Genomic DNA, 24,506 nt, shown 5'->3' with positions numbered 1-24,506 from the left:
GAATTTTTGATACGTTTCTACCAAGCGCCAGCATATCGAGCGTGTAGTATTTAATTGTCTGGACACACTTCAATGCTTTATCAAGTCACGCCGTGCCAATGGTTTACCCTGCAAATACATCGAAGGATAGGAGGAACGGGATCATGTTGGAAATCAGACCGAACTGCGAGTGCTGCGATAAAGATCTACCGGCTGATTCAACCGAGGCGATGGTCTGTACCTACGAATGTACTTTCTGTGTTATATGTGTGGAGGACATTCTTTCTAACGTTTGTCCTAATTGCGGTGGTGGTTTTATGCTAAGGCCGGTGCGCCCCAAAACGGCGAGACGAGAAGGGTTGAGTATTCTTCACCAACCGCCATCGACCAATCGCATTCATACCCCTTACAGCATTGAAGAGCTAAAGGCTTTTGGTGAAACGCATAAGCTTATAAAACCTGAAAATCGCTAAATGGTTGGTCAATAGAAACGGTAAAAACAGGGAGTGTTAATATGGTTACGTGTTATCTCAGGTATGTCATCGATCCTGCGAAAACCGCAGAGTTTGAACAATACGCCAAGATGTGGATCCCTTTAGTGAACAAATTTGGCGGTAAGCACAACGGTTATTTTCTGCCATCTGAAGGGGCAAACAATATTGCTCTAGCGCTGTTTACATTTAAAAGCCTTGCTGAATACGAAGCTTACCGCAAGAAATCCTTTGATGATGATGACTGTAAAGCTGCGTTTCAGTTCGCTCAAGAGACCAATTGCATTGTCAGTTACGAACGTAGTTTTTTTCGTCCCGTTTTCGAATGATCCGCCGTATGAAAGTAAAAAAGCAGCCTAATAAGGCTGCAAAATTTTGGACTCGGTGCCGCATGTCAAACGCAGTGTTGTTCTGCGGTTCTTGTTATAGTGTTCGCTTATCCGATTCCTCCCAGTGAGGATACGGTAGAAAGAAAACTTTTCGCGCCTAAAAAGATCGTAATCAGGCTGATTAGAATGCCAAAGGCGAGAGAAACCTTGCTGTTAACGTATTCACGCATGAACTTTGCTTGGCTCGTTATCATGACCAGTAAAATAACGGCAATGGGCAGGATAATGCCGTTCAATACCTGCGCGGAGATGATGACGAAAACAGGGTTTAAACCCGTCGCGGAAATGAAAATACCAAAAATCAAAATAGACAGATTGGTAAAGAAGAAACGCTTATCTGATTTGTCGTACTTCCAACCAAACAGGCCAGCTAGCACATACGAAGCGCCAAGCGGTGTCACAATGGCTGACGATAACCCCGCTGCAATCAACCCCACACTAAGAAACGGGCTCGCGAAATCGCCAAGTACGGGTTCGAGCGCTTTCGCCATTGACGCGATACTTTCTACCGACGTGCCCTTGATAACAGTACCTGCGGTGATCATGACAGCGGCAGTGATAAAGCCCCCCACGGTGATCGCAACGATGATATCGAGTTTGGACAATTCTAACTGATCGGTACTGGTAAACGCCTTTTTGGCATTGATGGCATGAACAAAGAAGTTGTAAGGCACAATCGTTGTACCAATCAACCCCAGAACCAAAAACATGCCGCCATCAGGAATAGAAGGAATAAGCCCGCTGGCAACGTCAGACCAGTTGGGACCAACCGCGAAGACAGCGACAAGAAACACGACCGCCATGGTAGCCACTAACACCATGAGTAGCTTTTCTATTAGCGCAAATGGGCCGAAGTTGATAAGCACCAAAATAGTAATGCCAACCAGTGGACCAAGTATTTGCGTAGACACGCCAGTGAGTGTCGATAACCCGGCGGCGGAGCCGGTGAGATCGCCGCCCATATAAGCGATACAGCCAAGGGGAATCGCGACACCGACAAGGCCTCTCGCTAAGTTTTTAAGCGCATTGTTTTCGAAGGTTTTCGAAATGGCTTCAGATAAACCTTGTCGCGTGACTACCCCTAAACGTGCCGCCATTTCTTGTAAAACGATGGTCGCGACGATGGCAAAAAGGATGGTCCAGAGTAAGTCGTAGCCGAAGTCTGCGCCAGTTCGTGTTGCCGTGGTGATGGTGCCTGGGCCAATGAACGAGCCGGTGATGACAACCGCAGGGCCAATGGCTTTCACTTTATCTAAAAATGTGTATTTCGTTGCTGATGATGTGGTGTTTGAGGCCGACATATAATCCCTCCTTGGGCGTACTGCATATGTTCTCGCTAAAGTCTGGTGTCGCTTTTAGTAAGCGGACCCCTCTGGGTTATTGAGATCGTGTTTTTCGGTGCCTGAAAGGGGAGGGTTGAACACACTCACCAAAATCAGATCTTCTGATTGGCCTCCGCGCAAGAAGTGGGGGTCGTGTTGATCCAGCACATATATGTCACCCGTTTTGATTGGGTACACATTGCCATTCATGTCCTCAACTTCCCCAGTGCCTGCAATGCAGTAACATGCTTCAAGATGGTTTCGATAGTGCAGCTTAGATTCAGTGCCTGCGCGAACCACGGTGTGACAAACCGTAAAACCGACGCCGTCTTGCTGGGTCAAGAGTCGGTGGCTTGTACCGTTGCCCCAGTTCACAAATCTGTCTGTTGATTCAACGTCATTGAGTGATCGAATAAACATGGTGCCTCCAAGTGTTAGAAAATTTAGAAAGAAGACGTTCAGATGCTTTGTCACCATCGTTGAGATTGCGACACACCTGAGTGCATGAGGCTGCTAACCTTAGAGAAGATGATGAATTGAAGTGTCACACTGAACAATTGATCTAATTTCAACCAATCTGTTAGATATTCTCACAATGAAGTTACCGCCCTTATCTGCAATAAAAGCGTTTGAAGCCACCGCGAGGCACCTTTCTTTCTCTCGGGCTGCTGAAGAGTTGTTTGTCACTCATGCTGCCGTGAGCCATCAAATAAAAAACCTTGAAGAATGGTTTGGAACCAAATTGTTTGTTCGAGAGGGAAGGGGCATTCGTCTTTCTCGCTCCGGTGAGTCGCTGTATCGAAAGGTGTCGCCAGCATTGTTTGATATTGCCGATGCGTGTCGAACCGTGAAAATGTTGGTGAATAAGGAATCGCTCACCGTGGGCTGTATTCCGTCTATTGCGAATCGTTGGCTTGTGCCAAACCTGAATACATTTACTTCTTTTCGCCCTGATTTAGACGTGAAAATTGTGTATGCCACCGTTGATGACACATTAGAAGACAATGAGTTGGATGTGTTGATTACAACAGGGCAGGCTAAAGGGCATCATATTGTCTCGCGCTGGCTATTTTCACGTGCTAATAAGCCAGTATGCAGCAAAGCATTTCTTCAATCTCATGACCCATTGAATACCCCTCAACAATTGCTCACTGCGCCACTCATTCATGATGAGAATCGAAAAGGGTGGCAGGAATGGTTTGAAGCGGCAGGTGTACCATGGAAAGCCACGGACAGTTGGCCGCTCTATCAAGATTTCAATTTACTTGCGACAGCAGTCATAGCAGGCCACGGCATTGCGCTTTGCCCTGTCGAGGTATTTCGTTTGGAAATTGAGAGAGGGGATTTGATTATCTTGTCTGATATTTCAACCAAAAATGACATGGGTTACTACGCCAGCTATAGAGAGAATACCAGTGATGTTGCCATTCATTTTGTTGAATGGTTTGCGCAGTTTGTTGCTGAACATTAAGGCGATAGTGAAAAAGGATCACGGTAAAATGGAGAGCGATGCCAGCGAAGGACAGGAATTGGGGTAGCATTTTGATAACTCATGGTTTGGGGCTTCGTTGTCAGAATCTGCCCGCATGACGCTCTACGGGCGATTGGTTTAGTCTCGAATACAGAGGTAAAATCGCCACGTGTGCGTGGCGGTTTTCAATGATCCCGCTGTGTATTAAGCTTCAGTAAATTTGTCATCAAGTCAGCACATAACTTAACCTAGTGTGCTGTTGTCTTAGTGCAGATACATCCTTTGCAATGTCTCTGTTATCTCTTCGTTCCAGCAAGCAGTCAGCGATTAGCGTCGCCACGACAGGCATGTCTTTCGCAGTGAATCCTGCTCTTACAATTTCAGGTGTTCCGAAACGAAGACCGTTCATGTCACCAGACACTGCGTCAATAGGAAGTCCAATACCACAGGTCAGAATGTTGGCCTTTCTCAGTTGTTTAGCCATTGTTTGTCCACCACCAAAGGGCGCGGCGATAATGGCAAATTGGTGGGAGAGGGAAGGTGTTTTTCTGTTTTTAGTCTCGACTTCAAATACGGGGAGTCCTTCATTTTGACAGGAGATAGCTAGGGCGTGGTTAGTGCTGATCATCGCCTCAGAATAGGATTCGCCATAGGTTTTCCAGTCGAGTAATGATACGGCAAGAGCAGCAGATTTTGCCGCATCAAAGTTGGCGGTCAGGCCGGGAAACGCAATGGCATCAATCTGTTCCATTAGCTCAGCATCATTAGAAACAATTAAGCCGCCGGGTGGTCCGCCAAGGCTTTTGTAGGTACTCATTGTCATCAAATGCGCGCCTTCTTTGAGCGGGTTTGGCCAGCTTTTTCCCGCAATGATCCCGCACTGGTGAGCGGCATCAAACAGTACTTTGGCGCCCACTTCGTCAGCGATCTCTCGTATCTCAGCAATCGGGTGTGGAAGTAAATTTAGGCTACCACCAATGGTGATCAGCTTGGGCTTCAATGCGTGGGCTTGTTTGCGTAAAGCGTAAAGATCGATGGTGTAATGCGCGGCATCTGCTGCCATTTCTACGATATTTAACCCGTACAAGCCTGCTGCGCCAGCATTGTGATGGGTAACATGCCCGCCAATCGATGCGGGTGGCACTAAGACTGTATCACCAGCTTTGCATGTCGCCATGAAGGCATATAAGTTTGCCATTGCACCTGATGCAACGCGGATTTCAGCGTATTTGGCGTCAAACACCTCACAAGCAAGTTGCGCCGCAACCAGCTCTATTTGCTCAATGGCTTCGAGCCCCATTTCGTATTTGTCTCCGGGGTAGCCCAGAGAAGGTCGAGAGCCAATACCTGACGAGAGTAATGCTTCCGCTTTGGGATTCATGATGTTGGTAGCAGGATTGAGGTTGATGCATTGTTTTTCATGAATAGTGCGGCTTTCCTCAGCTAACGCGTAGATAGAAGAGACCAGTCCCTGACTGTCGGTCATATCGAATTGGCGAAGTGAATGTTCGGCAAATTGATTAAGGGTGTCGTTTATCCAAGGTTTAGTGTGAAATGCCATTGGGTCTGTTCCTTGCTCTCGTTTTTTGATGCTTCTATCAAAACGCGTCAGCAGGTTTATCTCAAATGGATTATTTTTTGTGTAAGGCATAATTTAATTTGGGCTAAATAATCATGCGTTCTCAACGTTTTCCCAACCTTCCGCCGCTTGATTCACTGATTGCTTTCGAATCAGCTGCCGAGCATGAAAGCTTCGCGAGAGCGGGTGAAGAGCTTTTTCTCACAGCTTCTGCAATTGCTTATCAAATCAAAAAACTCGAAAGTACCCTCGGTGAATCATTGTTTGCTCGACATGGGAAAGGTGTTTCTCTTACGCCAAAAGGCCAAGAATTTTTGCTGCTTGTTCGCGAGTCCCTCATCGGATTGGAAAGCCATGTAGATAGGATCCGGCATGGGCGGTTGTCGCCATTGAAACTCGCCACACAACACGCATTTGCACAGCTTTGGCTCCAAAAAAGGCTAGGTGCATATCAACACAATTTTCCAGAACACGATTTGGAAATTACCGCCGTGTCGTCTATTTCAGGAAACCCCAAAGACACGGATATTGCGATAGGGTACTTTCACCACGATCCCGGCAATCATTGGAAGTGTTTATGGAAAGAAACACTGCTCCCTGTTGCGTCAAATGGCTACCAATCAGATATTCCTGCTCTCTATCAAGATATGAATTGGCACGATGATTGGCGTTTTTGGCAGGACGAAAAAGTCTTCAAAAAGGGAATGGCAAAAATGCGTCGTTCAAGCCTCTATGCACTGATTTTGCAGTCAGTGTTAGATGGACATGGTGTGATGGTCGGACGGGTTTCTTTGATCCAAGAATACTTGAAAAGGGGAGAGCTCGTACCTTGGCCGACAAGCGACATTCAAGCGATTGAAAGTGGTGGTTACTACCTGTATCAATCTCCGTCTTGTGAAGATCATTTGGTCGCCAAGCATTTTTGTCAGTGGCTGATTGCGTTGTGTTCAGACGAGGTGAATTGATAGTAAGAAAGCCATCAAGTTAGGATGGCTTTCGTCTATGAAACGTTAACTGACTCTGTCTAACTATCCGTTAGAAGTGAGCGGTGGCTTCACGTGCTTCTATTTCCATTGGTGCGTTGAAGTAACCGTACACATACATCTGCAATAAATACTGTCGCGTTTGCTCGGTTAGCCCTAGCTCTTCAGCTTGTTTTACATGAACGAATTCATGAGGAAGCAGGTCGCGCTGTGTTTTGTAACGGTGTTGAATCCACACACCATAACCATAGGTATAACCCGCCATATTAGGATTGGTGTATCCGACACTTTTCGCTACGCCAAGCAGTTCAGGGTCTGTTGGTGCAGGGAGTTTATCGACGTAATAGACTCTTACTTTCTCGGGATGCTGTACACCCATTTCTTTGGCAACAACAATCTGAGCCTCCGTTAGCGGAATGCCATTTTCCAGTGCTTCTTGCTGGGCTTCATGCACAAACTCACTTGCAGCAGGCATAAGCTGTTCCACGCCATCTATCAGTTCTTGTGGTGGGTTTGCATAAATCTCATCTCGATTTACACATCCGGTCAAAACGAGTAAACCCAGACAAAGGGAAAATATCTTCTTAATCATAACAATACCTCAGAAATCTAGTTCTAGTTCAGGCTAAAGTTATCATCATATTGCTGGGGAGGAGCGCTGTTGGAACGCTTCTTGGAGGCAAGGCGCAGTGAAAAATGGTTTCAATGAAACGTTTGATTGGCGTTCTTCAAATATTGGCTGGTCCGTCGGGGTGTTTGTATTGGGGATCTGGGGTTTTAAATCGAAAGCAGCCACTTCTCGACAGCGTCATGCTATGAAAAAGTGGCTGATGTTTGAGAGCCTAAGCTTTATTTTGTCGCAGACAAATCTTTATAAGCAGCTGGTACATTTAGCGCTGGGTGAACCCAATCGCGGAGTGCATAGCCTCTAAATTCTGGCATTTGAACTTTCGCAACGGTTTCTTCAAGGGTGAGGCCCTCATCAATTGCCGCTTGTACCTGCGTTTTTATCGTGTCGAGGTAATCAATGTGCCATTGAATATCATCCGGTGTCATTGGTGAGCCGTGGCCCGGTACGACGGTTGCATCGTCTGGCAAAAATGCGCGTACTTTTTTGAGCGAGGCCAGTGTTTCAACCAAATGACCATCTAGCAACCAAGGCAGTGAAGGTTTGACGGTAATGATTGGGTTACCTGACCACATTGTTTTCGATTGTGGTTCCCAAACAAACAAGTCGCCGCCAGTTTGTGCGAAACCAAAGTCGATGATTTCAACAAGTTTGCCACCCAAATCTAAGGTGATGTTGCCGCCTGCACCCACAAGAATATCCGCATCAGTCGGCACGATATCTTCGATGCCGCGACCTTTGCCGAAGTTATGCATCATGAACTGCGTATCATGCTCGAAGTGGTTATCGATGTAATCTTGTGCCACTTCATGTTGGATGATCTTGGTGTCTTTGGGCAGATACATATTGCCGTACGAGTGATCGCCATGGAAACTGGTATTCACAGCGTAAATAATAGGTTTGTTTGCTTCTTTTTCTACCATTCCTTGAACTTGCTTGTTCAAGCGTTCGTTAAGCATGGTGTCGATGATCAGCACGCCTTTATCACCCACGATAAATCCGCCGCTGGTGGCAACAGGTAATCCTTTTACCTCAAGCTCTTTCGCGTCAGACGGGTAGTAAGCGTATACGCCATTATCAAGTTTCTCGGCGATGAGCTGAACTTTGTTTGCATCCCAAACGGGTTCATTGGCGTTGGCGGTAAAACCGAAGAGCGAGGTTGTCGCGACAATCGAAGCCGCAATCATTGTTTTTTTCATGGTGTGATCCTATCTCGTTAATTGCTTCCGTGAATTTCGCATTCACTGTACGAATGCTGGAGTGGATAATAAACTGCATCTGACGTAATTTAGTGTTCTCTGATTGAGAACAATCTAAATTGTAAGCATGAAATTGGTGGAGTGAATGGACAAATTCGCAAACATGGAAACGTTTGTACGTGTGGTTGATGTAGGAAGCATTAGCGGTGCCGCGGAGCGTATGAATTTGGCGAAGTCAGCAGTGAGTCGTCGCTTGAAAGAGCTAGAAAACCACCTCAATGCGCAGCTATTTCATCGCTCTACACGTAGCATGAAGCCCACAGAAACAGGGCTTGCCTTCTATGAACATTGCCAGCGCATATTGGAAGATATTCGTGAAGCAGAAGCGGCGACATCTCATGCCCATTGTGTATTGCAAGGCCCACTAAAAGTTGCCATGCCCTCTACGTTTGGTGTGTTGCACATGGGGTCTGCTGTGAATGACTTTTTAAAACTACACCCAAATGTTGAATTTGAACTCGACTTTAATGACCGGCAAGTCTCGTTGATTGACGATGGTTACGATCTTGCTATTCGTATCGCCGAGTTGCCAGATTCCACCTTATTGGCACGAAAAATTGCACCCATTAAGCATGTATTGTGTGCCAGCCCTGATTATTTGGCCCTGCATGGTACGCCTACCAAAGCGGAAGATCTGGCTGAGCATCAATGCCTCATTTATAGCCTGAGTAAAGATGTTGGCCATTGGCATATTGAAACCCCAGACGGCAAGTCTAAAAAAGTGAAGATAAACCCTGTGCTCAAATCCAGTAGCGGTGAATATCTGATCTCTGCTGCGGCAAATGGGCTGGGTATTGTTCATTTGCCAACGTTTGTCGCGCAAGAAAAAATCAATGACGGGTCGGTGGTTGAAGTCTTGCCTGGTTGCAGTTTCAGAACGATAAATGCCTATGCGGTTTATCCCCAAACACGTCATCTATCTAGACGTGTTAGAACATTTATTGATTTCCTCGTTGAACGTTTTGACGGCACACCTTATTGGGATAGAGCCACATGAAAACAAAGCGTTCGATGTTATCTAAATCAAATTTACGGCATATAAGATAAATCGGGTTCGATGTGAATGTGCACGGTATCGGTGTATCTACCGCCAGCCTTTCGCTCGGTATTGCCGATGATGATCTGAATCGGAAGTGGAGTACCATCAGTGGAATAGCTGCTCTTCCACTCATTGTTTGAGTCATCCAGCGCAATCTGCTCGTTAGCAATACGCATGGTGTAATCAAGATCCCATTTAGCGTTTTGAGATTGGTGCCTGAGTTTACCCTTGAATTGTGATTCAGCAGAGAGTGAATAGGGGGCGGTACTTTCCACCCAGAGGCGCGGTGCATAATTGATAATTTTGTTAGTTTTCAGCGATCCCAAATCAAGATTGTAGTGGCGCTGTGTTAAACCATAGAATTGTATTCTTGCACTGGGAAGCACGTTAGACGCAATGGGTAGAGTGATTTGGTCTAGTTCCATTATGCTGTTTATTGGAAATAGTGTCGCTTTCAGTAAACCACGGTATTTACCTGCTTCAAGCCATTGTGCATCAGGATAACGCAGCTCAAATATTGCTTCCGCCATGTTAGCGTCTAGCTGCATTCGCCACTTTCCTGCTATCAGGTTTCCAGTCTCAGCAAAGTATTCAAAGCGCATTTCCGCGTTTTTACTGCTTTTAAGCCATGTTGTTCCCTCATCCACTTCGATAACCACCTCCACAACACACCCCTCAGGGATATCTGACTGCAGATGATACTGTTTAATCAAAGGAAAACTGGAAGAGGAAAATACATCATAGGTGTTAGCGCTGAGCATGGGTTTCAAGTTAAGCAGAGAAGCGCTGCAACTGTCAGCTAAAGCTGTGGCGCTGAAAAACGTCATGAATAATGCAGGTAAGCTATTAATCCACATACAGTTCTCCTAGGCGAACAAACGTGTCACTACCGTTTGGAATGGTAATAGACAAAGTTTGCTCCGGATTGGTTTTGAGTACGACGTGGTAGTCTCCGGGGCGCAAGCCCGAAATGGCAAAGCGCCCTTGTCGGTTGGTGAAAAACTCCAAGGGTGCGGTCTCCTCATCGTCAAGGAAGTTTGCGACGCCAACAACCAAAGCGAGTGGTTCTGAGCGACTAACAGTAAGTAATGTTCCGATGGCGGTAATCACCGCATCGGAACCAATTTCCAATGCGTATCCTTGGCGGTAGCCGGGGTACAGTGCAAAACCGCCTTCACCAAGATCATAGCCTGGCGGGAGATTTTCAACATCGTAGCTAATGAGTTGATCGCTATATGCAGCGAGATCGGATACCAGAACATTGTAAGGGGTGTCGATAAAGACCCTCGCAAATTGGTCATTTATAGAGGGGTCAACGGCGATGTCATTGTCATTGAGGTTGGCGTGTTTGCTTATTACGGCAAATGCTTCTCCCACTTTTCTTCCTACTGCGAATTCAGAACCGGAAAAAGCCAACGCACTTGAAACTTCAAAACGAGTATTGTGGCTTCTCATATTGTCGTCAAAATTACTCACTCTCGTCGCATGATCTGCACTTATCTGATAGCGATTGGCTGCATAGTCGATAGCGGCGTTGAGATTGGCATCTTGATTCTCAGATGTTTCGATTGAGGCGAAAGCGGAAATCCCGCCAGTGTTACCCACGCCGTTTTGATAGGTTAGGTCGAGCCCTGCTTGTCGGTTTTCCGTTTGTACCCGGCTAACTAGTCGAGTTGTGTTTCCTAGAGGCCAACTTAGCGTTAATGTGCCGGACACTTCATTATCACTGCTGTCAAAATGTTGGTAATCCACACGGGCGCTCCATGTGGCTTTGGTACTAAACAGAGGGCCAGATAGACTTGGGCTCGCTGACCAATAATTATTGCTCGCTGTGTTTCCTTCGCTATAGCTGGCTGAGAGAGAGGCTTTGTATCCAGAGGCTTCAGGAAATGAGGCAAAAAGCGACCAAAACGTGCCAACACTATTGAGTGGTGATTGATGGCTATCGATATCGTTGGCGGCAGAGAAATTGGGGCTTATCTGGTCATACAATAAACTGAATTGGCTAAGCCATGGATTGGATTCTGAGATGTTAGCGTCAAAAGCCACACGAAGGGCGTTGCCTGCCCCTAAAATAGGGTGCTTGCTTTGGCTCGCTTGAACTTCCGTCACGCCGAGACCGCTGGCGAACAGAATACTTCCACCGTACTGATACAAATCTTCTTGTTGTTGCCCGTTAATACCAAGCGTTAGCCATGGGAAAACGCCTATTTGAGCGTCACCCATGATGACTCGCTGTTCAGTGTTATAACGAAACTCGTCAAATTCAAAGGTACGTGGCGCACCAACCATCATGGTGTATTCATATTCGCCAGTTGCGAGTAATTGGTTACCCGTGGCCACTGAAAAATTGATTTCCTCTTGCTGTCCATTGGCGTCGGTGATGAGAAGAGAGATATTGTTAAGACCCTGAGCAATTGGAATGTCGTTTAAGCTATACGTCCCTGCGTTTAGGGTAAAACGTTGGACGATGACATCATCAATGACAACGTCGACACTAGACGTTCTTGTTAGTGTGAACGTTTGTGCGGCTTTGGGTCTCACGTTTTTTGTGGGAATGAGTGAGAAGTTGCGGGTGAAACCCAATCCGATAACGTCGATACCATCTTGAAAGAGCGTGCCATTGTTAAACATGTCACCCAATACCAAACGGGACCCCATGTCAGGGATATCCAGGTTAAGGCGTGTTCCTTCTCGTAGATAGTTAGGCGTTAATCCATCAATGTTGTTGTAGGACGACTCATATTCCAGAGATAACCTTTTGTAATTTAACGCCCCATCGAAACGGTGATTATAGTGGCTAAGGTTGTCAGATTTGCCTTCATAGGATTGGATCTGCGTATTGGATAGTGTCACATTAAGAAAACCATTAAAGGGTCTAGGTTGAATGTAATCGGTAAAAACGGGACGTCTGGCAATGGATATTTGCTGAGCGATCATTTTGTCAGGGGGAATGGTGAGCACGCACTCTAGACTCGAAAATTCAAAGGTTAACCCTAAACCTATGTATTCGAAATCTAGTGTCGATAAGGTATCTCCGTCATTTCGGCGGGCTAATTTGTCGATATCGTGCTCACTAATCAGTGGCTTCAGCACAGCGATGGTAGATTGTTTATCAAGCAGAATGTCGTCATCGGCGGTGATGGTGATGTCTGTCTCGCCGATGACGCTATCACTCACACGAAGTAACGATGTCAGGGTGATATCGCGGCCAGTGGGATTAATTTTTTGTTGCGCTACGGCGACAGGTCCTCCCCATAAAGAGACGAACAAAAATACGGGAACTAAACGATGGAGCAGGGTGCTCACCGTGCCTCGCTGTCGTAATGACCAGAGTGGATCTCACTGGGTGTAGAAAGCTTGATCGTACTGTGTGGCGGTACGAAATGCTCACCAAAGACATTTTCGGGTTTATCAATACGTATATTGGGACTCTGCAGGAAGCGTATTCGACTCAGGAAGGTATAACGACTTCCGTGATTTGATAACGTTGTCACTCCGTCATCACTGACATCCAAAGATAAACGAGCGCTTTGCGAGCGAGTAGAAAGATGTACTAGAGCATTGTAGTGAATTTCAATAGCGACGCCTGAAGGTGAATCGCTCATGTTGCTCTCAATCGGCGGCTGAGTGAACCGAACAAAATAGCTTTGTGATGTTGGCAGTGTGTTGTTTCCTAACCATTGGATACGGAAAATCTGAATGCCGCCAGCGGGCAATACGACTGCCGGTGGGAATACCATTAGCTCTGAGCCATCAGTTTCCATTGCATCATAACTACCGTCTGCGTCAAAGGTTAAACGCCTCAATGATGCTTCGATTGGAATACTAAATGTGTTGTGGTTTTCCAGTCGAATCTGCGCAGAACTTCGTGAAGATATAGACATTTCTAATACGGTGGGAGAAATCGTCAAACCTTTAGACTCACTGATAGAGCCAATGAATAGGCAGGCAATGAATAACCATGTGACGGTCTTACCGTGAGCTTTCAGTGCTAAGTTCAATTGTTGTATTACTGGCATTGAAACCCTCTACTGGCTTCATCACAAATATACGCGTGGATTTTGGTAATACGAATGTGGATTGGATGTAGTCACCAATATCGATTCCTTCGATAACGTGAGTTTTTCCACCACTCTTTACTGTCCATTTCATTTCGTTGATTCGACCATAGCTAGTGCCAATATTTTCAACCTCAACTAGCCAGTCCTTGTTGTTTTTCGAGACGTTAGCGACTCTCAATTTGGCATCTGTATTATCGGGCTTAACATTCATTAAAGTGTCAAACCTCATTAGCAAGCCTACATTCATGATGTCATTTTCATTTCTCAGTACATTTAGCTGTCTGACTGAGATTCTATAGGCTTGAGATTCTGTAATATCCGGCGCGCCTAAATAACGAACTGTCACCGACTGAGATTTACCTGGGGCGATGATGGCAGTGACGGGAATAACAAGAAGATCATTGTCAGCAGGAGTCAGCGTCTCTTTTCCTTGTTTGTTCATATTAAGTTTGAGTGGAAGTACCTCGACGGTAAGAGGGAAGTCATTGGTGTTGTCGATACGCATCGAGATCTGCGCACCTCTTCCAGTTGGCGTCATTTCTGCAATCATGGGCTGAACTTTGTAGGCGTAGGAAGGACTTCCTGCCAGTAAGCCGAATAATACTAGAACAGAACGGATCACTATCTGCATAGACATGGACCTCTTTTCGAAAAGAATGGGAGGCGAAACCTCCCATTCGAATTGACATGATTCGATGTACTTAGTTCTGCGCGATGGTAACTGTCAGTGTGTCAGTGTAATCACCCGCAAAAGTTGCATCGTCAAGAATCTCAATTTGTAGTGTCGATGGTACCCCTGCAGCGAGCGTTGCTCCGCTGAAGACACCAGCAGCTGTGCCGCCTGCACCTAAACTACTCGTATTTAGTGCGAACGCACCAAGAGCACCAGCGGTGAGAGTCGCTTTGTAGTCAACCACTTCTCCTGTTGCTTCAGCACTCGTAAGGCCGCCGTTGAGCGTAGCTAAGGTGATGACCGCACCTGATTTGTAGTTACATTTGACGTCAATCGGCAGTGCAGAGCTTGATAGGGATAAACCTTGATCGAGAGGGCCTGCGTTATAAGAGACCGTACTAAGGCCAGTGACTTCGCAAACAGGGTCTACGTTACCTGTGATGAGCAGTGAAATAGGATCTGCAGAAACGGAAGCTGCAAATGAGGCCGCGAAGAGTGTTGATAGAGTGATTGAACCGATACCTAACTTTGTCATGATAATGTTGTCCTTTTATAATGGGTTAGCACCATTTATTTCTGTGAACACTTGAGAATGTTGCAACGCTATTAACTGCTTTTCGTTTGCAACCGTGGTGGATTAACAATACTGAGATATCAATAAATTCCACCGTTTATTGATGGGGATACGTCAATAGTTATGACGTCTTTATATTCTCCAGAGAATACGAAATCCTCCTCCATGATTATGCGAATTGAACCTTTGGCATTAAAAGGTATGTCATTGTTTCCTGTGACACGCTGAACCGACGATATGTCTTTACTGCTAAAGGTTTTGTTTATTCCAATACTTGAAACCAATAAGTGTAAAAAATATTCATTCGGTTGTTGTTGAAATTTATCATCCAACACTAACCCACCAGATGAAGACCAAATTGAAATGGTAAGTGGTTGATTGCAATCTATTTCAAATGGTGTGCTATTACTGATTCGGTTCGAGATATTTAAAATCCCACCCGAACTGAAGTCAATAAAACAATATGTGTCGACCTCACCAAACATTGTCATGGAGACTGAGTCCATAGCAACGCTATTAAACGATGATAAGCATAGTAGAAAATTTGTTGCATAGGTCTTTACTGCACTTTTTGTCAATTTAATAGCCTGTTTGGAAGTTGGAAATTCACCGTGCATTAGTGATGATAAATATTGAAATTAAAGAGTGTCGATTAAATTAGAACCAAATCGATATGTGATACTTATTTAAATCAAAAGTATCATTGAATATTTTTTAATCTCGTTTTTATTTTTTATGAGACAGCGATGTTCTCATTGACTAAATAACAATGCACAATGTCTTGTGAATTAATCATCATGGCTAACCTGTTATTTTGATTGAATGGAGGGGGGGTATTCTGTATTAATTTACATTGTAGTTTATAAAATGGAACACCAAAATATATTTGGATTTCCATCTTCGGTTTTCAGTCATCGTTGGGGATCAGCTTCTAGCCGAGAGCTTCTGTGGGGTTCTGCATTTGTTTCTGTTTTTCTAAAGTGTGAGTGTTTATTTTTGAGAAACCATACAAATAATAGTGTTTATATTTTAATTATTTATTTTTCAATGTTTTACATTGAAGATTTGACAGGTCATCGGTTTCTTGGTTGCATTCGTGATTGAAATGTCATGTGCGATCTAAAACCTAGTCTTCATTAAGTTTCGTTAATTATATAACCTTCATTCTGAATTATGTCATCACTGTGTGTATTTTTGCCTCAGTGCACAAGGTGCATCCCCAACGTCTCTTGGCGCATTTTTCTATCTGACCAGTGAGCAATCACAGAAAAATGCAGTGGGTAAGCATTTTCTCCGTGAGATTTAGGGGCAGCCGTATTGATCTTTAAAACAAGAAGGATTGCGCAGGTGATTAGATGTTCTGGAAGATGGGGGAGCGTCATAAAGATGCTGAACGCCCGCATAATAGAATCTAGTAAGCAATATTATTTTCGGGCCATCAACCCTACTTCATTAGTATTTGAATCGGTTAAGATCAGCATTGCTCTCTCTTGACCACAGCAGTTTTAAATAGGCTTCAGGGCTACTTTTGTAAACTTTCCAGTTATTGTAGGCAAAGTTCAATGCGATTCTCTCTTCCTCATTGTCATCAGCACTGCCAAAAGTATATACACTCTTCATGTAATTGATTTGCTCGTTAGGGCTTTCAGCATCGGCAATAGATGATGCAAAGGTTACAGCGGGTACCAATAGACTTACAGCAAAATCAAAACGATCTTGGCATATTCGTCGTCAGATAATTCTGGGTTGTTGTCAAAATCATAGTTTTCGTAAGGGCGGTGATGATCATCCCAAGGGTAATCTTTATCTTCGGGCAGATGCGCTCACAGGTATACAAGCAATACTCAATGAATGGACTGCTGACAGGTTTATAGCGTCGTGACTTAAAATGGGTCGATGTTCGTGCTACATCAGTCTTTTTGACATTGGATGGTCTGTATTAAGCTGGAGTAAATCCCAACGGTTACCGTATAAATCTTCGAACACTGCCACTGTGCCATAGTCTTGCTCCGCTGGTGGTCGAACGAAATGGATGCCAATAGACACCATGCGCTCGTAATCCCGCCAAAAGTCATCAGTGTTTAAGAAAAGAAAGACGCGCCCGCCAGCTTGATTACCTATGAAATCTAACTGTTCTGGCTTTGAAGCCTTAGCCAGTAGTAATGTCACGCCTTGTGAATTGGGTGGAGCAACAACAACCCAACGCTTGTCCTGCTCTGGCTGATAAGTATCTTCGATAAGTTCAAACTTCAGCTTGTTGACGTAAAAATCTAACGCCTCGTCGTAGTCTTTAACGACTAACGCAATATGAACAATATTTTGTTTCATTGACTGACTGCCATGGGAAATACGGGTGATTGAATGAGCCTTCATCATTACGTCTCAGTCCCACAATAACAACCATTTTTCAGCCAATAATATGATTATCAGTAACATTAACAAGGAACGAGATTATCTATGTACGCGTTGTTGAAATTGGCGTTAACTAGGATTTGTTTCATTTTTTGTACTTCATGCAAATTTCATCTCAATACGCCTATCTTCATATTGTTGCTTCAATTTCAACGGGTAACCTGCACATCAAGTATGCGTGTTTAGTTTGTTTGGGTGTTTGGACAGGCCTGTTCAGTGAGACGAAGCAAAGCGAAGCGCAAAGAGGCAAATGCGGAATGAGATGATGAATGACAAGTTGAAACTGATGCTAGAGAACAAGAAAAACATCACCGCTATTGCATTGGTGTTGGGCTGTTTTGTTTTCATAGGAAGCTTGCTGCCCGAAGAGTTGACCTTACAACGTTGGGTGGCGGCGTTTTTTGCTGCAAATGCTCTGGTAGCAATGGCATTGGCTTTTGTGCTTTCGACCCGGCTGGAGATCCTTGAGACCATATTCAGAGGGTTAGATCGCGTTTACAAAGTCCATCGATGGGCTGGAATGTGGGCTGTATTCTCTATCTTTATGCATTGGTGGTTGGTGCCCCAGTCTGATATTCCGAGAGAAGAGTCGAGCTTAATTGAAATAGGTTCTGATACGGGTGAGTGGGCGACATGGCTGTTGCTAGGCCTGGTGGTGATCAGTTTCATGCGAATCTTGCCGTATCACCTTTGGAAGTGGAGCCATCGCTTGATGGGTTTAGTGTTCTTTATTTCTGTTTTTCACTATCTGTTTGCGGTACGTCCTTTTCAATTGTTCTCTCCAGCAGGCATCGCAATGAATCTCACGTCGATCGTGGGGTTTGTGGCGTGGTGGTATTACGCTTTCAGCAAGTCGACAAGTAAACATCATCTCGCTAAGGTGCAGAACGTTAAAAAAGAAAACGGAGTTGTGAGCTTTGAAGCCAAACCCACTCAAGGCCGACCGTCATGGAAAGCTGGGCAGTTTGCCTTTATCTCGGTGCTTCACCATCAGAAAATAGGCGGTGAACCGCATCCGTTTACTATCGCGAGTAGCGACCACCAAGGCATTCCTCGTTTTTCGGTTGCAGGGCTAGGGGATTACACCAAAACCTTGTTCGATTATTTGAGCAACGGCGACATGCTACGCCTTGATTTACCCTATGGGCGCTTCAAACTGAATCGTCAGCCTTCTCCGCAAGTTTGGATGGGGTCAGGAATAGGTATCACGCCTTTCGTCGCCTGGCTCCAAGAGCTTAATGAAACCAATTTATCTCGTTCAACATCTTGTCCAAATGTGGTGCTGTATTACTTGGTGAAAAATGCGGATGCCGCCATTTTTGCTGAGGAACTGCAGCAGTTAACTGAGAATCTTCCAACTGTGTTGCTGAAGGTCATCTTCTCGGAAGAGGGGCGTATTACGCCGGATCGAATTGCTGACGATCTAAACGGGAATGTTGAACGTGCAGAACTGTACTTTTGTGGTAACCCAGAAGTGCGAAAAACGATGCAAGAAGGACTAGAAGCGTTAGGAATGCCAAAGAACAATACGCATTATGAGTTGTTCGATTTTCGCGGTGCGATATAAAGCCCCCGCAAACCGAATGAGTGATCAGGGCTTTCTGGCAGGGTTTGCCAGTAAGCCCCATGGGCAATTCGACAATTACTGAGATGACACATTGACCGTTAGGCCATGCTTGAGTTCTTCACTGTCTGGTACTTCAAACCTCGGTTCCATAAAATTGAACATCATGTCGGTCACTTCAAATGAATAAACCGCGGGGTCTTTTTCCATATTGCGTTTATTGACGCGAGTTTTACGGATGTCTGAAGGCGCATCCAAATAATGGACTTCAGCATCGATATTCAGTGCTTGGGCTTTTGTCACGAAAATCTCTCTTTGCGATTTGGTAGTAAAACCTAAATCCAACAGTACGTTTCCGTCTAGCGCCAATATTTGTTTACTGACTTCCCAAATCTGGTCGTAGCATCGGTTAACTCGCTCAATCATCCAAGCGTAATCCAGTGACGTCATATCTTTGGAGAACAAAGTTTGCATCCATGGATCAATCGAAAACTTCACGGCACCGATGTCTTTGCAAAGGCTAATTGAGTACGTTGTTTTCCCTACTCCAGTCGGGCCGCACACTAAAATGAGTCTTGCCATTTACGTTATTCCTTTATTGTTTGTCGTCGCCGAAAACTAGCAGTGCTTTAGCATTTTTGTATGCGGAACCCCTGTACTGGCTGCGATGAAAGTGTCCCCAATAGTTTCGAACCCATATTTCTCGTACATCGGCACCGCATGCAATCGCGCGTTGAGACTGATTTGTTTTGCGTTGTGTTTCGCGGCTAACTGTATGAGTTCATTCAGCACCGCAGAACCCAAGCCTTTGCCTTGCATGTCAGGGCGAACCACCATTTGAGATATTTTAAATGCATGGGGTTGCTCTTCACTTAATCGACCGTAGGCAAGTAAACCTTCTTCATTCGTCATCGCCAAGTGTAAGCTTTGCGCTTCGAGCGAATCGAAGAGGATGCTTCGAGGTAGTTTCGGCTCACGGAAGAAAAGGTCATAACGGAGCGCTAAGGCATCTTGATATAGGTCATCCGTGGTTTGTAATTGAATCAATTCCATTTTCTCTCCGTCTTAAATTCATGCCTAGATGGGGGGGGGGGGTGATACTACAAATCAATAGTCTTCTCGGCCTTCCAGCTCACTAAAATCACTCATTATCCACTTCTGGTACGCCGGTCTTTGACGTTGTTTTTCTCAGTATCTTCATTAACAGACTCTCAATTGAAGTATGTGCTCATATCTCCAGCGGTAAGTATCGTTTTAGCGTACTCAGTTTGACGGTCTGATTTTCATGCCTAAAAATGCGACGAAGAGAGTGTTTTGCTTATCGGGGAAAGGGGGGATGGGAGGCGTGATGTCGCATATTGACGTTTGTTGGGCGTAGACCGCTTACCGGAAGGTTATAGCGGTACATTTCCATTTAGAATCTGACTTCGGATACTTGCTAAGGTTTCTAAGACTTCGGCTCTTCCTCCGTGAGCGGCTTGAATGAGTTGTTCATTCACCCATCGAATATGCCGAGCTGTGTGAATTTTTGAATGAATTTGTCCTGTATTGATATTGCGCGTTTCAAATACATCGGAAAGCCAAACACCGTTTCTCTCAGAGTTAATACTAATATTAAACCGTTCTAGAATGTCCCTTGCTGGTTGTGCTTGCTGCATTCTCTTCGGGATTATGTGGTGGGCATGATGCCCAGGTGGCCTAGTTCCCATTGTCCGCTCTAGATTTCTAGCAAGCAGATTGGCATCACCTCGTACTGCAGTTCTCGGGATCGTTGTTCGACCGGGACCTACTGCATTCGTGCCTTCAGGTACAACGTCGGGGCGACGATGACCAGACTGCGCGTCGGCAAATTCTTCCAATATTTCAAGACGCCTTGCCTCATCACGGGTGAGTTCGGGCGGTGTTTCTGGCTCAGTGGTTCTTCTTCTGCGTGTTGATGATGATCCTGATGTACTGGATGACGATCCAGCTTCCTCTGCCACTTCTCGCGCTGCACGATTACCGCTGCCAAGTTGTGCTGAGTGTGCGGCCATTTGTGCACTTTGTTGAGCGAATGGCCCTAATCGACCCAGATCTAACGCTATGGCTCCGCCTCCACTCATTGCGGCTGCGCCTCGGCCTGAGGCTACTACAGCACGTGCAGGAAGAGGGGCTAATACGCTCGATGCTCTTGCAGGGGCAGCGGCTCCGCCTGTTCCCATTGTAGCGATGAAAATTTCAGCCTCACCAAACAGCCGTCCGATGTACCTTGCTTGTTCTTCCGGTGAAGCAGCCATAAAGGTGTTTAAGATCTGACGTCGATTCCGCCAGAATGACGCAATGGTTTGAGGCAATTCACCAATGCCACGAATAAAGCCGACAGGGTCTCTCACAAGATTAATCATGGATTCAGCCATCGCGACACCGGCCTGTCCCATTCCATGGAAGTAGGCGAAAATCTGATCGCGAATTTGACCTTCGGACAAATCTGTCCAGAAGCTTTGTCCGAAGGTTAATTCCTCGGGAGCCTCGAAATCGCGATAGTTTCGGGTACGGTTACGAAGAAGATAACGAAAGCGTCGTCCTCGAGAACCTTCAAGCTCATGGATCACGGCGGTAATACCACTGCGAAACTTGTAGCCACCAAACGCACCGGCAAAGTAGTGACGATTGTCTAGGGCACGGAGAAACAATTCGAATCGATAACGCGATGTGGCATAGCGTTCAATCGTCATCAGAATGACGGTTTCCTCTGTATCGCTCACGTGTGTTTCCTGAACCAAATCCATGATGCGCTGAATATCTCGCCGCATGGTTTCAGGGTTCGGTGTTTCTAGTCGTCTTCTTCTCGCTCTGCGCTCTTGTGGTGTGGGTTCTGGCTCGGGCTCTGAGGTCGTCATTCTTGCCAATGCTTCTGATGCCGTGTTTAGGTTTTCTTGTAATGCATCGCGATCGACCGAGCCCTCTGGAAAGTTCTCTATGTACACAACCAGTGCCTCTACCAATCGCTCGACAGTATCGACGTTCAGCCCTTCAAAGTCGGACGGTAAGAGTTGCTGTGTGAGTGATTTGTCGAAAATATCCGCTTGAAGGGTTGGCGGAGCGCCAGCTTGCCATTGCAGTACGTGAGAAAGTTCATGGGCAAGGGTGACATTCGGCTGAGTATTCACTCGCGAGCCTAGCCAAATGTGGTTTTCAATCGCAAAGGCCTGTGCGCCCAAGGCGCGAGTGGTGAGATCTGACGTGTGGTCACGATGAATTTTCACGCTGCTTAGGTCTTTCCCCATACGAGACTCATAGAAGTCTCTTGTTGTTGGGGGAATTTCAATACCACCAGACGTTAATGACCCCAAAGACGTATGACGACGCCTTGGTTCAGTCGGGTAGTGGATATGGCTGTCGCTTGGCTTGTAGATGGGTGCCATTAGATGAGTGGTCTGAGCTATCTGATCAGCTTGGTGTTCATAGTCAGACTTAGTGTTCCCCTGACCCAAAAAAAGAGGTGATGCCGCAGATGTTCTGGGCGAATTCGGTAGTGACCTGCTTCTAATGATAGGGCGTTGTTTTGGCGTTAGGGGGCGAATATCTTGTGTTTGATAAGAAAGTGAACGCGAAGAGTGACTCCCTGCGATTATCGCAGGTTTCGTGGTCTCACGACCGTGTTGTTTCGATTGCGGTTTCGAATGTGGTTTTGGTTGAAAGGCTAACACCTAAAAGTCCAAAGCTGCGGACGTACTCTTAAGCATATGCCATACGTTAAAAGTATGTGTCTTTTTTTGCGTGCTAGAAATGCCAATAGACATGAATGTCAGGAATTGATGCCTGCGACAACGGTAAGGCGCACGAACTCACAAAACGCCATTTCGGCGGGAGTGAGTTCTTTTTTCTTATTCCACGCAATCCCCACGTCCATGCCTGGAACAGAATCTTCAAGCGTATGCACTTCAACACGTCGACCTTCAAGTGACCAAGGTCGGTAAACCATGTCTGAGAGAATAGAAACCCCATAGCCATTTGCTACCATACTTCGAACGGCCTCAACAGAAGACGTGCGGAACACAACATTCGGTCGATATGACGTTTGATTCCAATAGCGCTGTGCCGTATTACTGGCTTCATCAACTGCCAACATGATGTAGGGTTCTTCAGCCACATCTTGCAAAGAGATATGCTTCTTTTCACGCAGAGGGTGGTTGGTGCTGAGCCAGAGTCGTCTCCTTGAACTGAGCAATACTTCAAATGCGATGTCCTCTTGATTAACAAGGTTTGACGTTAGCATCATCGCTAAATCGTATTGCCCCGATGCGAGCCCTTCTTCTATTTGCTCTCGCTGCGCTTCAAAGAGTTGTATTTCGACTTGCGGAAAGCTTCGTTGAAACCTGACAAGATAAGGGGGCGCAAAATACCCTGCCACAGTGTAAGACATCGCAATGCGTATTTTCCCCACAATCTTTTCATGGCTGCGGCTTGGAATTCTCATCGCTTCTTCTACTGCTGACATGATGTAGAGCGCATGTTGGAGGAACTGATTGCCCTCATAAGTGAGCGCCATACCTTGGGAGTGCCGCGTGAATAATGAGGTATCTAGCATTTCTTCGAGGGATTTTAATGACGTTGTAATGGCGGACTGAGAGACGTTCAAATCCATCGCTGCTTGTGACACCTGACCGGTGTTCGCGGTGGCAATAAAATATCGAATTTGGCGTAGTGTGGGCATCATTTCTGAAAAATCCTCTTAATAATTTCGAAAATTTGATATCTCAATTTTTAATCAGCGTATCGAATTCTTTGTAATTTTTTTCTTACCTATTGATATTTATGCTTATAAGTTAAATGTCTATATTTTCATTGATGATGTATGGGTATCTAAAAAATTAATAAAACTATTCAATTCTTAGAATTATACATATCGACATCGAAATAATAACATCTATTTAACGTTTGGTGCGAGTCTCATGCGAAATGAACAACCGAACTTTTTCGTTAATAAATGGATGGATGTTATGAACAGGAAATCTCTCTCTCAAATAGTAAGTGGTACGTGTTTATCTGCGGGTCTATTGTTTACCCATGTTGGGATCGCTAACGCAGATAATTGGTTTCCATACCCTGTTGAAGTTTGGAAACCCGCGTTTGATATGGAAAGTCCAAGGTCGGCTGAAAACTATACGCCGCAGGAATCAGCCGCTTCTGCATGGGATATCTGTGTTTCTTTTCCTCACTTGAAAGACGCCTATTGGACGTCGGTTAATTACGGTGTGATTGACGAAGCGCGTCGTCTGGGTGTGAAAGTACAATTGGTTGAGGCGGGCGGATACACCAAGCTGAACAATCAAATCTCACAAATTGAAGACTGCGTTTCCTCGGGAGCCGAAGCGGTTGTGATAGGCGCGATTTCTTTCGATGGTCTGAATAACCTCGTGGGCACGCTAGCTGAAAAGAACATTCCTGTTATCGATATTGTTAACGGTATGTCGTCATCGGATATTCACGCTAAATCCTTGGTTTCCTTCGGTGAAATGGGCTTTAAAGCGGGCGAGTACATTGCAGAGCGACATCCTGCGGGATCTGACCCCGTTAAAGTGGCGTGGTTTCCAGGACCTCCGGGCGCTGGCTGGGTAGAAGCAGGCAACGCGGGTTTTCAAAAAGCCATCCAAGGCAGCGCGATTGAGTTGGTTGAAACCAAATATGGTGATACCGGAAAAGAGGTTCAACTCAAGCTTGTTGAGGACACACTCGAAGCACATCCAGACCTTAAGTACGTCGTTGGCACAGCGGTAACCGCGGAAGCAGCAACAGGCTTACTGCGCGCGCGTGGTCTTTCTGATGATATCAACATCGTTTCCTACTACTTCACTCCCGGTGTTTACCAAGGTATTCGTCGCGGTCAAATCCTTGCTGCGCCTACAGATTCTTCCGTTATCCAAGGTCGAATCGCCATCGATCAGGCTGTTCGCATTCTTGAAGGAAAACCTTACTCAAAACACGTTGGTCCCAAGCTGTATGTCATCGATGAAAGCAACATTAATGACTTTGAAAAAACGACATCGCTTGCGCCGGATGGCTATAGACCGACGTTCTCTGTCGATCAGTAAAAGGA

General features: G+C 45.6%; 23 protein-coding genes. 7 read left to right on the top strand and 16 right to left on the bottom strand.

The genetic code is table 11. The annotated features are described in order from the left end of the window. Positions 1-98: 98 nt before the first annotated feature. Both L4D06_RS03315 and L4D06_RS03310 read left to right on the top strand, forming a co-directional pair. Positions 99-452, top strand: coding sequence for a DUF1272 domain-containing protein (locus tag L4D06_RS03315; protein ID WP_429737860.1), 354 nt, complete (start codon positions 99-101; stop codon positions 450-452). A 41-nt stretch (positions 453-493) separates the two neighbouring features. Beyond that, positions 494-799, top strand: coding sequence for an NIPSNAP family protein (locus tag L4D06_RS03310; RefSeq protein WP_429737859.1), 306 nt, complete (start codon positions 494-496; stop codon positions 797-799). A gap of 107 nt (positions 800-906) precedes the next feature. On the opposite strand, the gene L4D06_RS03305 is transcribed toward L4D06_RS03310, so the two are convergent. Next, entirely contained in the window at positions 907-2,160 is a 1,254-nt protein-coding gene (locus tag L4D06_RS03305; RefSeq protein ID WP_274165385.1) for an Nramp family divalent metal transporter, read from the bottom strand. A gap of 54 nt (positions 2,161-2,214) precedes the next feature. Continuing rightward, a complete protein-coding gene (locus L4D06_RS03300; RefSeq protein WP_102391006.1) occupies positions 2,215-2,601 on the bottom strand; it encodes an ectoine synthase in 387 nt (128 codons plus the stop codon). Between the two features lie 175 nt (positions 2,602-2,776). On the opposite strand from L4D06_RS03300, the gene L4D06_RS03295 reads away from it, so the two are divergent. Continuing rightward, positions 2,777-3,652, top strand: a complete 876-nt coding sequence (locus L4D06_RS03295) for a LysR substrate-binding domain-containing protein (RefSeq protein WP_429737858.1) — start codon at positions 2,777-2,779, stop codon at positions 3,650-3,652. 226 nt (positions 3,653-3,878) lie between these two features. On the opposite strand, the gene glyA is transcribed toward L4D06_RS03295, so the two are convergent. Further along, the gene (gene glyA / locus L4D06_RS03290) at positions 3,879-5,213 is read right to left on the bottom strand and encodes a serine hydroxymethyltransferase (RefSeq protein ID WP_429737857.1); all 1,335 of its coding nucleotides are present in this window, start codon (positions 5,211-5,213) and stop codon (positions 3,879-3,881) included. 113 nt (positions 5,214-5,326) lie between these two features. Between glyA and L4D06_RS03285 the strand changes: the two genes are divergently transcribed. After that, on the top strand, positions 5,327-6,196 hold the full coding sequence (locus L4D06_RS03285; RefSeq protein ID WP_429737856.1) for a LysR family transcriptional regulator: 870 nt from the start codon (positions 5,327-5,329) through the stop codon (positions 6,194-6,196). Between the two features lie 70 nt (positions 6,197-6,266). On the opposite strand, the gene L4D06_RS03280 is transcribed toward L4D06_RS03285, so the two are convergent. Continuing rightward, positions 6,267-6,806 carry a hypothetical protein gene (locus L4D06_RS03280; RefSeq protein ID WP_429737855.1) on the bottom strand — a complete coding sequence of 180 codons (540 nt, stop codon included), beginning with the start codon at positions 6,804-6,806 and terminating at the stop codon, positions 6,267-6,269. A 257-nt stretch (positions 6,807-7,063) separates the two neighbouring features. Continuing rightward, positions 7,064-8,041 carry an MBL fold metallo-hydrolase gene (locus L4D06_RS03275; RefSeq protein WP_274165380.1) on the bottom strand — a complete coding sequence of 326 codons (978 nt, stop codon included), beginning with the start codon at positions 8,039-8,041 and terminating at the stop codon, positions 7,064-7,066. Between the two features lie 145 nt (positions 8,042-8,186). Here L4D06_RS03275 and L4D06_RS03270 point away from each other — a divergent pair, with 145 nt between their 5' ends. Continuing rightward, positions 8,187-9,098, top strand: a complete 912-nt coding sequence (locus L4D06_RS03270; protein WP_429737854.1) for a LysR family transcriptional regulator — start codon at positions 8,187-8,189, stop codon at positions 9,096-9,098. Positions 9,099-9,130: 32 nt separating this feature from the next. Here L4D06_RS03270 and L4D06_RS03265 read toward each other — a convergent pair whose 3' ends face one another. The 7 genes from L4D06_RS03265 to L4D06_RS03235 form a co-directional block, all read right to left on the bottom strand. Then, entirely contained in the window at positions 9,131-9,997 is an 867-nt protein-coding gene (locus tag L4D06_RS03265) for a hypothetical protein (protein WP_274165378.1), read from the bottom strand. Then, entirely contained in the window at positions 9,987-12,449 is a 2,463-nt protein-coding gene (locus L4D06_RS03260) for a fimbria/pilus outer membrane usher protein (protein WP_429737853.1), read from the bottom strand. Before L4D06_RS03260 ends, L4D06_RS03265 begins: the two co-directional genes overlap by 11 nt. After that, the gene (locus L4D06_RS03255) at positions 12,446-13,162 is read right to left on the bottom strand and encodes a fimbrial biogenesis chaperone (protein ID WP_429737852.1); all 717 of its coding nucleotides are present in this window, start codon (positions 13,160-13,162) and stop codon (positions 12,446-12,448) included. Before L4D06_RS03255 ends, L4D06_RS03260 begins: the two co-directional genes overlap by 4 nt. After that, the gene (locus L4D06_RS03250; RefSeq protein ID WP_429737851.1) at positions 13,116-13,841 is read right to left on the bottom strand and encodes a fimbrial biogenesis chaperone; all 726 of its coding nucleotides are present in this window, start codon (positions 13,839-13,841) and stop codon (positions 13,116-13,118) included. The genes L4D06_RS03255 and L4D06_RS03250 overlap by 47 nt, the downstream gene beginning before the upstream one ends. Positions 13,842-13,905: 64 nt before the next feature. Beyond that, positions 13,906-14,412, bottom strand: a complete 507-nt coding sequence (locus L4D06_RS03245; protein WP_274165374.1) for a hypothetical protein — start codon at positions 14,410-14,412, stop codon at positions 13,906-13,908. Between the two features lie 119 nt (positions 14,413-14,531). Next, a complete protein-coding gene (locus tag L4D06_RS03240) occupies positions 14,532-14,942 on the bottom strand; it encodes a hypothetical protein (protein WP_429737850.1) in 411 nt (136 codons plus the stop codon). A 1,414-nt stretch (positions 14,943-16,356) separates the two neighbouring features. After that, positions 16,357-16,779 carry a VOC family protein gene (locus tag L4D06_RS03235; protein WP_429737899.1) on the bottom strand — a complete coding sequence of 141 codons (423 nt, stop codon included), beginning with the start codon at positions 16,777-16,779 and terminating at the stop codon, positions 16,357-16,359. 349 nt (positions 16,780-17,128) lie between these two features. Here L4D06_RS03235 and L4D06_RS03230 point away from each other — a divergent pair, with 349 nt between their 5' ends. Beyond that, positions 17,129-18,430, top strand: a complete 1,302-nt coding sequence (locus L4D06_RS03230) for a ferredoxin reductase family protein (protein ID WP_429737849.1) — start codon at positions 17,129-17,131, stop codon at positions 18,428-18,430. Positions 18,431-18,505: 75 nt separating this feature from the next. Here L4D06_RS03230 and L4D06_RS03225 read toward each other — a convergent pair whose 3' ends face one another. The 4 genes from L4D06_RS03225 to L4D06_RS03210 all read right to left on the bottom strand — a co-directional run bounded on the left by L4D06_RS03225 (position 18,506) and on the right by L4D06_RS03210 (position 23,126). After that, positions 18,506-19,009, bottom strand: coding sequence for a P-loop nucleotide/nucleoside kinase family protein (locus L4D06_RS03225; RefSeq protein ID WP_429737848.1), 504 nt, complete (start codon positions 19,007-19,009; stop codon positions 18,506-18,508). A 36-nt stretch (positions 19,010-19,045) separates the two neighbouring features. Next, entirely contained in the window at positions 19,046-19,480 is a 435-nt protein-coding gene (locus tag L4D06_RS03220) for a GNAT family N-acetyltransferase (protein WP_429737847.1), read from the bottom strand. A 341-nt stretch (positions 19,481-19,821) separates the two neighbouring features. Next, positions 19,822-21,831, bottom strand: a complete 2,010-nt coding sequence (locus tag L4D06_RS03215; protein WP_429737846.1) for an eCIS core domain-containing protein — start codon at positions 21,829-21,831, stop codon at positions 19,822-19,824. Positions 21,832-22,214: 383 nt separating this feature from the next. Then, complete coding sequence (locus tag L4D06_RS03210) at positions 22,215-23,126, bottom strand: LysR family transcriptional regulator (protein ID WP_429737845.1); 912 nt, start codon at positions 23,124-23,126, stop codon at positions 22,215-22,217. Between the two features lie 283 nt (positions 23,127-23,409). Here L4D06_RS03210 and torT point away from each other — a divergent pair, with 283 nt between their 5' ends. Further along, entirely contained in the window at positions 23,410-24,501 is a 1,092-nt protein-coding gene (torT, locus tag L4D06_RS03205) for a TMAO reductase system periplasmic protein TorT (RefSeq protein ID WP_429737844.1), read from the top strand. Positions 24,502-24,506: the final 5 nt, after the last annotated feature.

It is taken from the genome of Enterovibrio makurazakiensis, from assembly GCF_050336585.1.
GTDB lineage: Bacteria > Pseudomonadota > Gammaproteobacteria > Enterobacterales > Vibrionaceae > Enterovibrio > Enterovibrio gelatinilyticus.
The sequence above is the reverse complement of the archived record's forward strand: the minus strand, read 5'-3'. Positions and strand labels throughout refer to the sequence as shown.

Coding starts and splice junctions, on each gene's coding strand:
- L4D06_RS03300 (WP_102391006.1), bottom strand. CDS start 2,601: ATGTTTATTCGATCACTCAATGACGTTGAATCAACAGACAGATTTGTG.
- L4D06_RS03305 (WP_274165385.1), bottom strand. CDS start 2,160: ATGTCGGCCTCAAACACCACATCATCAGCAACGAAATACACATTTTTA.
- glyA (WP_429737857.1), bottom strand. CDS start 5,213: ATGGCATTTCACACTAAACCTTGGATAAACGACACCCTTAATCAATTT.
- torT (WP_429737844.1), top strand. CDS start 23,410: ATGAACAGGAAATCTCTCTCTCAAATAGTAAGTGGTACGTGTTTATCT.
- L4D06_RS03235 (WP_429737899.1), bottom strand. CDS start 16,779: ATGAAACAAAATATTGTTCATATTGCGTTAGTCGTTAAAGACTACGAC.
- L4D06_RS03275 (WP_274165380.1), bottom strand. CDS start 8,041: ATGAAAAAAACAATGATTGCGGCTTCGATTGTCGCGACAACCTCGCTC.
- L4D06_RS03270 (WP_429737854.1), top strand. CDS start 8,187: ATGGACAAATTCGCAAACATGGAAACGTTTGTACGTGTGGTTGATGTA.
- L4D06_RS03225 (WP_429737848.1), bottom strand. CDS start 19,009: ATGGCAAGACTCATTTTAGTGTGCGGCCCGACTGGAGTAGGGAAAACA.
- L4D06_RS03280 (WP_429737855.1), bottom strand. CDS start 6,806: ATGATTAAGAAGATATTTTCCCTTTGTCTGGGTTTACTCGTTTTGACC.
- L4D06_RS03210 (WP_429737845.1), bottom strand. CDS start 23,126: ATGATGCCCACACTACGCCAAATTCGATATTTTATTGCCACCGCGAAC.
- L4D06_RS03220 (WP_429737847.1), bottom strand. CDS start 19,480: ATGGAATTGATTCAATTACAAACCACGGATGACCTATATCAAGATGCC.
- L4D06_RS03295 (WP_429737858.1), top strand. CDS start 2,777: ATGAAGTTACCGCCCTTATCTGCAATAAAAGCGTTTGAAGCCACCGCG.
- L4D06_RS03250 (WP_429737851.1), bottom strand. CDS start 13,841: ATGTCTATGCAGATAGTGATCCGTTCTGTTCTAGTATTATTCGGCTTA.
- L4D06_RS03215 (WP_429737846.1), bottom strand. CDS start 21,831: ATGGCACCCATCTACAAGCCAAGCGACAGCCATATCCACTACCCGACT.
- L4D06_RS03255 (WP_429737852.1), bottom strand. CDS start 13,162: ATGCCAGTAATACAACAATTGAACTTAGCACTGAAAGCTCACGGTAAG.
- L4D06_RS03315 (WP_429737860.1), top strand. CDS start 99: ATGGTTTACCCTGCAAATACATCGAAGGATAGGAGGAACGGGATCATG.
- L4D06_RS03245 (WP_274165374.1), bottom strand. CDS start 14,412: ATGACAAAGTTAGGTATCGGTTCAATCACTCTATCAACACTCTTCGCG.
- L4D06_RS03310 (WP_429737859.1), top strand. CDS start 494: ATGGTTACGTGTTATCTCAGGTATGTCATCGATCCTGCGAAAACCGCA.
- L4D06_RS03240 (WP_429737850.1), bottom strand. CDS start 14,942: ATGACAATGTTTGGTGAGGTCGACACATATTGTTTTATTGACTTCAGT.
- L4D06_RS03285 (WP_429737856.1), top strand. CDS start 5,327: ATGCGTTCTCAACGTTTTCCCAACCTTCCGCCGCTTGATTCACTGATT.
- L4D06_RS03265 (WP_274165378.1), bottom strand. CDS start 9,997: ATGTGGATTAATAGCTTACCTGCATTATTCATGACGTTTTTCAGCGCC.
- L4D06_RS03230 (WP_429737849.1), top strand. CDS start 17,129: ATGAATGACAAGTTGAAACTGATGCTAGAGAACAAGAAAAACATCACC.